Here is an 8,887-nt window from a genome sequence, read left to right as displayed (position 1 = left end):
GAATGCTTCGCCCCTACGGGACGCGGGCCGATGAAGACGCAAGGTTTTGAAGCACGATTCTCTCAAAATCTTGCACCTGTTTCGCCAGAAAAGCCACAAAACCCTTACCTTGCCTACATTTCACATTTATTCAGCAAACCCCAATTAAATTCAAGCAAAATCGGGCGGGTTTATCTAAACCTACCCGATTCTTTTTCAGTTATCAGTTATCAGTGAAAAAGTTTCCTGTTTTCCGTTGCCTAAAACTGGAGATTTTGTCGCTCCCCATTAAGATAACTGCTATAAATTAATTGCTACCGCTAAAAACAACTTCAGGGAATTTTAACTGTGCATCGGCCATGGGGATTTGTCGGCTTTGATTGCGTAACTCTTGCCAAAAATTAATTACTTCTGTGGCTTTGTTGAGAACATCAACGCGATCGGACTCATCAATCCAGTGTTTTGCTTCTAACTCCTCTTGCAGTTGTTGCCAAGCATCATTGCGCGGCCAGAAAAAATAAGCGGTGAGGGGGCTAGTTCCTTTGCCGACCACCTGATCTACAGCGATCGCTACGTTCTGATCTAACCACAATACTTTTAAAATAAACTTTGATTCGGAACTGACTGTCATTGTTAATCGTTAATCGTACAATTCTCGATTATATCATCTTTTGACTCAATTTTCCGCAGTCAATTTTTAACTATTTTTTGCTGTTTTTGCGCCAATAACCGCTATGATTCCCGAAACAGACTCTTTAGCTTCTAAACAAATCGGTGTGGCCGTAATTAGAGACGATCGAGATTTAATTTTAATCGATCGCCGTCTGGACAAGGGACTCCTGGGCGGTTTTTGGGAATTCCCCGGCGGCAAAATCGAAGGCAATGAAACGGTACAAGAATGTATTAAACGGGAGATATTAGAAGAAATTGGCATTGAAATCGCAGTGGATAGTCATTTAATCACCATCGATCACACCTATAGTCATTTTCGGGTTAATCTGCAAGTATATAACTGTCGTTATCTCAGCGGCCAAGCAAGAGCGATCGAATGTGAAGAAATCCGCTGGGTAACTATCGAGGAACTAGATCATTACACTTTCCCCGCGGCCAATCAAGAGATTATCAGAGCCTTAAAAGACATGGTAAACTCGAAATGATTGCTGTTAATCGTCGAGTGATTATGCTTAATCCTTCTATTCGTCAAGAACCCCGCTACGAACCGGCCGCGGTTATTCCCCTAAAAAAAGACGCTTCCATTGTCGAGTGGTTAGAAAAAAATAATCGCATGATTCCCCGGGATAAAGTCGCTGAACCGGATCTCACTCTCGAAGAAGATGTGGAACTATCTGAACTCATGGATGTCGATGATATCGGTTATGATGACGACGAGGATGAATTAGTCTTAGATGAAGATTAATCCCGTCTTCTTTGGCAAATTTTACCCTTATCTGACGCTTTAGTCGTGAACGCTAACATTTTTTCCGCCCCTATCTTTAAAAAACCCACTGGAACCCATCTCCTGATTCTACTAACGGGATTACTATTTCTGTTAGTAGTTTTTTTTCAGTCCACTAATTCCCTGTTACTGCCTTTGATAGCCACAACATTAATCAGTGGTGGTCTTGGTTGTCAAGTAGTCCCAGTGCTGCGACGCTTGAAAATGGGTCAGATTATGCGCGAGGATGGTCCCCAGGCTCATTTAAAGAAAGCAGGAACCCCGACGATGGGAGGCAGCTTTTTTGTGCCAGTAGCCCTTATTTTCGCTTTAATCTGGTCTAAATTCACTCCTAATGTGGTGGCGGTTGCTTTGCTGACTTTTGCTTACATGGGTATAGGTTGGTTAGATGATTGGCAAATTCTGCGTTATAAGTCGAATAAGGGCCTATCTCCCCGGATGAAGTTAATTTTACAGATAACGGGGGCGGTACTTTTTTGTCTCTGGATGTTGGTCAATCAGGTGAGTACCGATATCACCCTTTGGGGTCGATTAGTGATTCCTTTAGGCTTTTTCTTCTGGATTTTGGCGGCATTTGTCCTTGTGGCTGAAAGTAACGCCACTAATCTCACCGATGGGGTGGATGGATTAGCGGGGGGAACAGGTGCGATCGCTTTTTTGGGTTTAGCCATTATTATCGCTCCTAGTCATCCAGATTTAGCGATTTTCTGCACTTGTTTTAGTGGTGCTTGTCTAGGCTTCATTTTTCATAACCGCAACCCCGCTAAAGTGTTTATGGGTGATACGGGTTCCCTCGCTTTGGGAGGTGCTTTAGCTGCGGTGGGTTTAATTACTGGACATCTCTGGGGATTATTTTTAATTAGCGGTCTGTTCTTTCTGGAATCTCTTTCGGTAATCGCTCAGGTTATCTATTATAAAGCCACAAAAGGACCCGATGGCAAGGGCAAAAGATTATTAAAAATGGCTCCTTTTCATCATCATTTAGAATTAAGTGGTTGGACGGAAACCAAGATTGTGGGAGCTTTTTATCTGGTTAATGCGCTTTTAGTTGTCTTGGCTATTTGGAGCAGTTAATTAAGCGCTAAAAGAAAGACCACAACCGCAGGTATTTTGGGTGTTGGCATTGGTAAAACGGAAACCACCACCCATTAAATCCTCTGAATAGTCTAATTTTAAAATTTGTAGGTAGCGATCGCTGTCAGGATCGACTAAAATATTAATACCCTGACTTTGATAAAAGCGATCGTTTTCTGCCGCAATATCGGTTAATTCGAGATGGTAGTGAAGTCCCGAACAACCACCATTTTTTACTGCCAAACGCAGATAGGAACCAGTCAGGCGACGGCTTTGACTCCAACGTTCAATTTCTCTAGCAGCGGCGGGACTTAATTCGATCATTGTTTTTGAGACTATTGTAATAATAATATCAAGTTATTGTCAAGTTATACCATAGTTGTTGTCCAACTTTATGTTAAGAAATATGTGACTAATAAATGGCGGTGGTAGCTGACAATTTTTAACACAGAAGACGGGTTTCTCAAAGAAAACGGGTTTCTAAATAGAAAGAAAACGGGTTTCTCAAAGAAAACGGGTTTCTAAATAGTTTCTTGAAGAAACCCGTTTTCTAGGTGATTTGAGTTGTTTGGTTTTTTGACGGAATTGGTAGCTGCCTAACGCACAGAAAACGGGTTTCTAAATACTTGAAGAAACCCGTTTTCTAGGTGACTTAGAAGGAGAGCTTAGACGCTTAGATAAAGAAATTACCCACTGGAATGTTCCCTAAAGCTGGTAAAGTGCCAGTAAATCCGGTGATATTTATTAATAAATCATTGCTGGATTGGAAGCCAGCCGCGCTATCATTAATAACGAGGTAGGTTCCAGCTATTGCACCGGTTGTTACCTGCACTAAGGCGGCACTATTAACCTCTAATCCTTGATTACCGGTAATCGCTCCATTGGCATCAGTAAATACTTGATTGACTAAATTCTGTAAAGTGGTGACAGTGCTATTAGCAGCACGACTGAAACTACTAGGCGCACTCGTGGCAGTTCCACCTTGAGTTAATAAGTCGATTTTATCACTATTGATGGCAAAATCTGTGATACGATCGCTTGTTGATATGGTAGATTGACCAAATTGAAAGATGAAGATATCTGCACCTAAACCACCAGTTAAAGTATCAGCACCGTTAGCACCATTGATTTGATTAATACCACTATTTCCAGTGATTTTATTGTTACCGGCGTTACCTGTACCATTAACATTATTACTGCTAATTAGTCTGAGGTTTTCGACATTGTTGGGTAAGGTGCGAGTGAGACTGGTTTGCCAAGTATCAGTAATAATAACTTCTCCTATTCCTCCTTCGGGATTGATGGTAGCATTAGTCGGATTGGAGAGGGTGACGGTGAAGATTTCATCGGCTTCGTTGAGGTTATCATTGAGGATGGGAATGCTAATAGTAGCGGTGGAAGTATTAGCAGCAATGGTGATAGTTCCGGTTTTGCTAGTGTAATCTACATCGACGGTAGCATCAATGGGTCCAGTGGTATAGTTGAAGGTAATTGGTTGCGGGTTGGGGTTATCAACTGTGACGGTGAGGATGGCATTATTATCTAAGCCTTCGACCACGGTAATATTATTGATGGATAGTTGGGAAAAGTCGTCATTATTAATCGTCCCCGTCACTGGAGTGGTGGTCCCTACTGTATAACCTGTCCCGGTCGCGAGGGTTAAAATAACAGTCTCATCGCTTTCTACTGTAGTATCAGCAGTGGGGTCAACTGTTACCGTCGCGGTCGCTGAATTAGCAGCAAAGGTGACGCTGGTGGGGATAGAAGTGTAATCGCTTCCATTGGTTGCTGTCCCGTCAACTGTATAGTTAACCGTTAAGGGATTAGTTGTATCTCCTGTGCGGGTGAAGGTATAGATGAGATTGCTTGTCCCGTCTTCTGTCACGCTTGCGGGAGAGATAGCAAGAGTGATACTAGGTAAATCATCATTGGTAATTGTCCCGATAACTGCGTCAGGAGTACCTATTGTATAACCTGTCCCGGTCGCAAGAGTTAAAATAACGGTTTCATCACTTTCAACTGTGGTGTCAGCAGTGGGGTCAACGATTACGGTAGCAGTGGTAGCATTAGCAGCGAAGGTGACGCTGGTGGGAATAGATGTGTAATCGCTTCCATTGGTTGCTGTCCCACTAATACTGTAGTTGACGGTTAAGGGATTAGTGGTTACTCCACTACGGGTGAAGGTATAAATCAGATTGGTTGTCCCATCTTCGGTGACACTTGCGGGGGAAACTGCTAGGGTGACACTGGTATCATCATTGGTAATTGTCCCCGTAACTGCGGTGGTCGTACCTACTGTATAACCTGTCCCGGTCGCGAGGGTTAAAATAACGGTTTCGTTGGGTTCAACTGTGGTGTCAGCAGTGGGGTCAACGATTACGGTCGCAATTGCAGAGTTAGCCTCAAAGGTGACGCTGGTGGGGATAGAAGTGTAATCGCTTCCATTGGTTGCTGTCCCGTCAACTGTATAGTTAACAGTTAAGGGATTAGTTGTATCTCCTGTACGAATGAAGATATAGATGAGATTGCTTGTCCCATCTTCGCTAACACTACTAGGAGAAACCGCAAGAGTAACACTGGGAAGGGTGACATTAGTAATTGTTCCCGTGGCTGCGTTGGGAGTACCTACGGTATAACCTGTCCCCGCAGCGAGGGTTAAAATAACGGTTTCATCGGGTTCAACTATTGTGTCAGGAGTGGGGTCAACAGTTACGGTAGCAGTGGATGAACCAGCAGCGAAGGTGACTGTATTGTTAGTCCCTGTACGAGTGTAGTCGGTATTAAGAGTCGCTGTCCCTCCCAAGGTGTAATTGACGGTTAAGGAATTAGTGGTTACTCCGTTACGGGTGAAGGTATAAATCAGATTAGTTGTTCCGTCTTCGGTGACACTACTAGGAGAAACCGCAAGGGTGACACTGGTATCATCATTGGTAATTGTTCCCGTGGCTGCGTTAGGAGTACCGACTGTATAACCTGTCCCGGAAGCGAGGGTTAAAATAACAGTTTCGTTACTTTCTACTATTGTGTCAGCAGTGGGGTCAACAGTTACGGTAGCAGTGGATGAACCAGCAGCGAAGGTGACTGTATTGGTAGTCCCTGTACGAGTGTAGTCGGTATTAAGAGTCGCTGTCCCTCCGAGGGTGTAGTTGACTGTTAAGGGATTAGTGGTTACTCCGTTACGGGTGAAGGTATAAACCAGATTAGTTGTCCCGTCTTCGGTGACACTTGCGGGGGAAACTGCTAGGGTGACACTGGTATCATCATTAGTAATTGTTCCCGTCACTGGAGTGGTCGTCCCTACTGTATAACCTGTCCCGGCAGCGAGGGTTAAAATGACGGTTTCGTTACTTTCTACTATTGTGTCAGGAGTGGGGTCAACTGTGACGGTAGCAGTGGATGAACCAGCAGCGAAGGTGACTGTATTATTAGTCCCGGTACGAGTGTAGTCGGTATTAAGGGTAGCTGTCCCTCCGAGGGTGTAATTGACGGTTAAGGAATTAGTGGTTAATCCACTACGGGTGAAGGTATAAATCAGATTTGTTGTCCCGTCTTCGGTGACGCTTGCGGGAGAAACTGCAAGAGTGACACTGGTATCATCATTGGTAATTGTCCCCGTCACTGAAGTGGTGGTCCCAACTGTATAACCTGTCCCCGCAGCAAGAGTTAAAGCGACGGTTTCATTGTTTTCAACAATAGTGTCAGCAGTGGGGTCTATTGTGACTTTAGCAGTGGTAGCATTAGCAGCGAAAGTCACTGTCCCAGTGGTACTGGTGAAAGTTGCTGCACCGCTTTGGGTATAATCTGTACTAAATGTCGCTGTCCCCCCGACTGTATAGTTAACCGTTAAAGCATCGGTGGTTACTCCGCTACGGGTGAAGGTATAGGCCATATTAGCTGTCCCGTCTTCACTAACACTGCTGGGAGAAATAGAAAGAGTAACAGTTTGTGCATTGGTAAACTCACTCACATCAATAATATTTAAACCACCAATATCATCAGCTACATAAGCATATTTACCGACTATTTGTACATCATTAGCATAGCCAGAAGTATCATAATTACCCTTGAGAGTGGGGGTTGTCGGGTTGCTGATGTCGATGATTTGCAGTCCTGAACCTTCATCAGCTACATAAGCATAGTTACCGACTATTTGTACACCATAAGCATAGCCAGAAGTATCATAATTACCCACAAGAGTGGGGTTTGTCGGGTTGCTGATGTCGATGATTTGCAGTCCTGAACCCGAATCAGCTACATAAGCATAATTACCGACTATTTGTACACCGAAAGCCCAGCCAGAAGTATTATAATTACCCTTGAGAGTGGGATTTGTTGGGTTGCTGATGTCGATGATTTGCAGTCCTGAATTCTTATCAGCTACATAAGCATAGTTACCGACTATTTGTACATCCGAAGCATAGCCAGAAGTATTATAATTACCCTTGAAAGTGGGGTTTGTCGGGTTGCTGATGTCGATGATTTGCAGTCCTGGAGTACCATCAGCTACATAAGCATAGTTACCGACTATTTGTACATCCCAAGCATAGCCAGAAGTATTATAATTACCCTTGAGAGTGGGGTTTGTCGGGTTGCTGATGTCGATGATTTGCAGTCCTGAATCCCCATCAGCTAGATATGCATAGTTTCCGACTACTTGTACACCTAAAGCATCGCCAGAAGTATTATAATTACCCTTGAAAGTGGGATTTGTCGGGTTGCTGATATCGATGATTTGCAGTCCTGAATCCAAATCAGCTACATAAGCATAGTTACTGACTATTTGTACACCATAAGCCCAGCCAGAAGTATCATAATTACCCTTGAAAGTGGGATTTGTCGGGTTGCTGATGTCGATGATTTGTAGTCCTTTATCCCAATCAGCTACATAAGCATAGTTACCGACTATTTGTACATCCGTAGCAATGCCAGAAGTATTATAATTACCCTTGAGAGTGGGGTTTGTTGGGTTGCTGATGTCGATGATTTGCAGTCCTGAAGTATTATCAGCTACATAAGCATAGTTACCGACTATTTGTACACCCGCAGCATAGCCAGAAGTATCATAATTACCCTTGAGAGTGGGGTTTGTCGGGTTGCTGATGTCGATGATTTGCAGTCCTGAATCCCAATCAGCTAGATAGACATAGTTACCGACTATTTGTACACCCCCACCACCAGAAGTATTATAATTACCCTTAAAAATCGGGTTACTGGGATTACTAATATCAATAATCTCCAGGGTGTCCCCCACTGCATAAGCATAGTTACCGACTATTGTTACCGCATTGGCATAGCTTAAAAAATCCCATTTTCCTACTAACGTAGGGGCAAATACTCCCTGATAAGTGTTGAGTATATCCGGCTGAAAAACCCCAGATGTCTGCAACTCCGACAAATCTAAGGTTTCAATAAAGGTTTGATTCTCTCCCTTTGTCGCGGGTAAACTCACCTCTAACTCCCAACTTCCTCCCAAGGCTGCATTTCCTACCCGTCTGCTGGAAGCCGCTATTTTCGCCCCGGTAATTTGGGACAATTTATTAATAAACTCTGTCCCGGCATCTCCCGCCGCGACCTGACAACCGTACAGTAGAATATGATTAATCTTTGCCCAATTCTGTAACTGTTGGCGGTAATCGTAAATATTTGTTAAATTAAGTTGACAATTCCCTAAATATAAGCATCCCGGCGCACCATGGGAAACCAGGTGAATGGTGGTAATCTGGGGATTTTGTTGTAAAAAAGCGGTGATTTGTTCGATTCCGTCTTGATTGGGAGTGAGAATAACCGTGGCGACTTCTGGAATTACCCCAGCTTGGAGACTTTGATAATCGGTGACACCAGCATCGAGGAAAACTACGGTAGCGGTTAAACCCTGATTTCTCGCACTATTCACCGGATTAGCTTGACTCAAGCCATCAGATTGAGCGAAATTAAACAAAACATCTTCAACAGCAGGAAGGCTCGGCAAAAGAGTGGGAGTCATGACGTTGACCTAGAAAGATTACTGCGGCTATTTTACGCAAAGAATCCTGAATCTTTCAAGATACCTGTAACAAAAATTAACATTTATACAAGAAACCGGGTTTCTCAAAGGAACAAGAAAACGGGTTTCTCAAAGAAAGCGGGTTTCTCAAAGAGGTTCTCGCAGAAACCCGGTTTCTCAAAGACAAGAAACCGGGTTTCTCAAAGAGTTTCTCAAAGAAACCCGTTTTCTAGATATTGATTTTAGCCAAAGACTGCTTAAATTCTGCGAGAGAATGAGCGGTAGCTGCTAATTTTAGTAGCTCTTCTAAGATAGTAGGGTTAGTCATTTTGCCGATTATCTCTTCAATTTCTGAAGAAATTTGTCCAAACCGCACAGTTAAAACTGTTTTTATG

The 8,887-nt window shown here is 43.5% G+C and carries 7 protein-coding genes; 4 read left to right on the top strand and 3 right to left on the bottom strand.

From position 1 onward, the window contains the following. On the top strand, positions 1-216 hold a 216-nt coding region (locus tag O9324_RS15705), incomplete at its 5' end, for a hypothetical protein (RefSeq protein WP_288140662.1). Positions 217-286: 70 nt separating this feature from the next. Here O9324_RS15705 and O9324_RS15700 read toward each other — a convergent pair. Beyond that, positions 287-610, bottom strand: coding sequence for a 30S ribosomal protein PSRP-3 (locus tag O9324_RS15700; protein ID WP_002766067.1), 324 nt, complete (start codon positions 608-610; stop codon positions 287-289). Between the two features lie 103 nt (positions 611-713). Between O9324_RS15700 and mutT the strand changes: the two genes are divergently transcribed. From mutT to mraY, 3 genes are read left to right on the top strand one after another with little or no spacing between them, the layout of a single operon-like run. Next, positions 714-1,136: an 8-oxo-dGTP diphosphatase MutT gene (gene mutT / locus O9324_RS15695; protein ID WP_002766065.1), complete on the top strand. Its 423-nt coding sequence runs from the start codon at positions 714-716 to the stop codon at positions 1,134-1,136. After that, a complete protein-coding gene (locus O9324_RS15690; RefSeq protein WP_002766063.1) occupies positions 1,133-1,396 on the top strand; it encodes a DUF3134 domain-containing protein in 264 nt (87 codons plus the stop codon). Before mutT ends, O9324_RS15690 begins: the two co-directional genes overlap by 4 nt. Positions 1,397-1,441: 45 nt before the next feature. Further along, complete coding sequence (gene mraY / locus O9324_RS15685) at positions 1,442-2,509, top strand: phospho-N-acetylmuramoyl-pentapeptide-transferase (protein WP_288140661.1); 1,068 nt, start codon at positions 1,442-1,444, stop codon at positions 2,507-2,509. On the opposite strand, the gene O9324_RS15680 is transcribed toward mraY, so the two are convergent. Continuing rightward, the gene (locus O9324_RS15680; RefSeq protein ID WP_002774150.1) at positions 2,510-2,833 is read right to left on the bottom strand and encodes a HesB/IscA family protein; all 324 of its coding nucleotides are present in this window, start codon (positions 2,831-2,833) and stop codon (positions 2,510-2,512) included. It lies immediately after the preceding gene. Positions 2,834-3,182: 349 nt separating this feature from the next. Then, the gene (locus O9324_RS15675; RefSeq protein WP_288140660.1) at positions 3,183-8,492 is read right to left on the bottom strand and encodes a Calx-beta domain-containing protein; all 5,310 of its coding nucleotides are present in this window, start codon (positions 8,490-8,492) and stop codon (positions 3,183-3,185) included. Positions 8,493-8,887: the final 395 nt, after the last annotated feature.

The organism is Microcystis sp. LE19-84.1B (genome assembly GCF_027531875.1).
Classification (GTDB): Bacteria; Cyanobacteriota; Cyanobacteriia; order Cyanobacteriales; family Microcystaceae; genus Microcystis; species Microcystis panniformis.
Note: the sequence above shows the minus strand (reverse complement) of the source record. Positions and strands in the feature narration are given on the sequence as shown.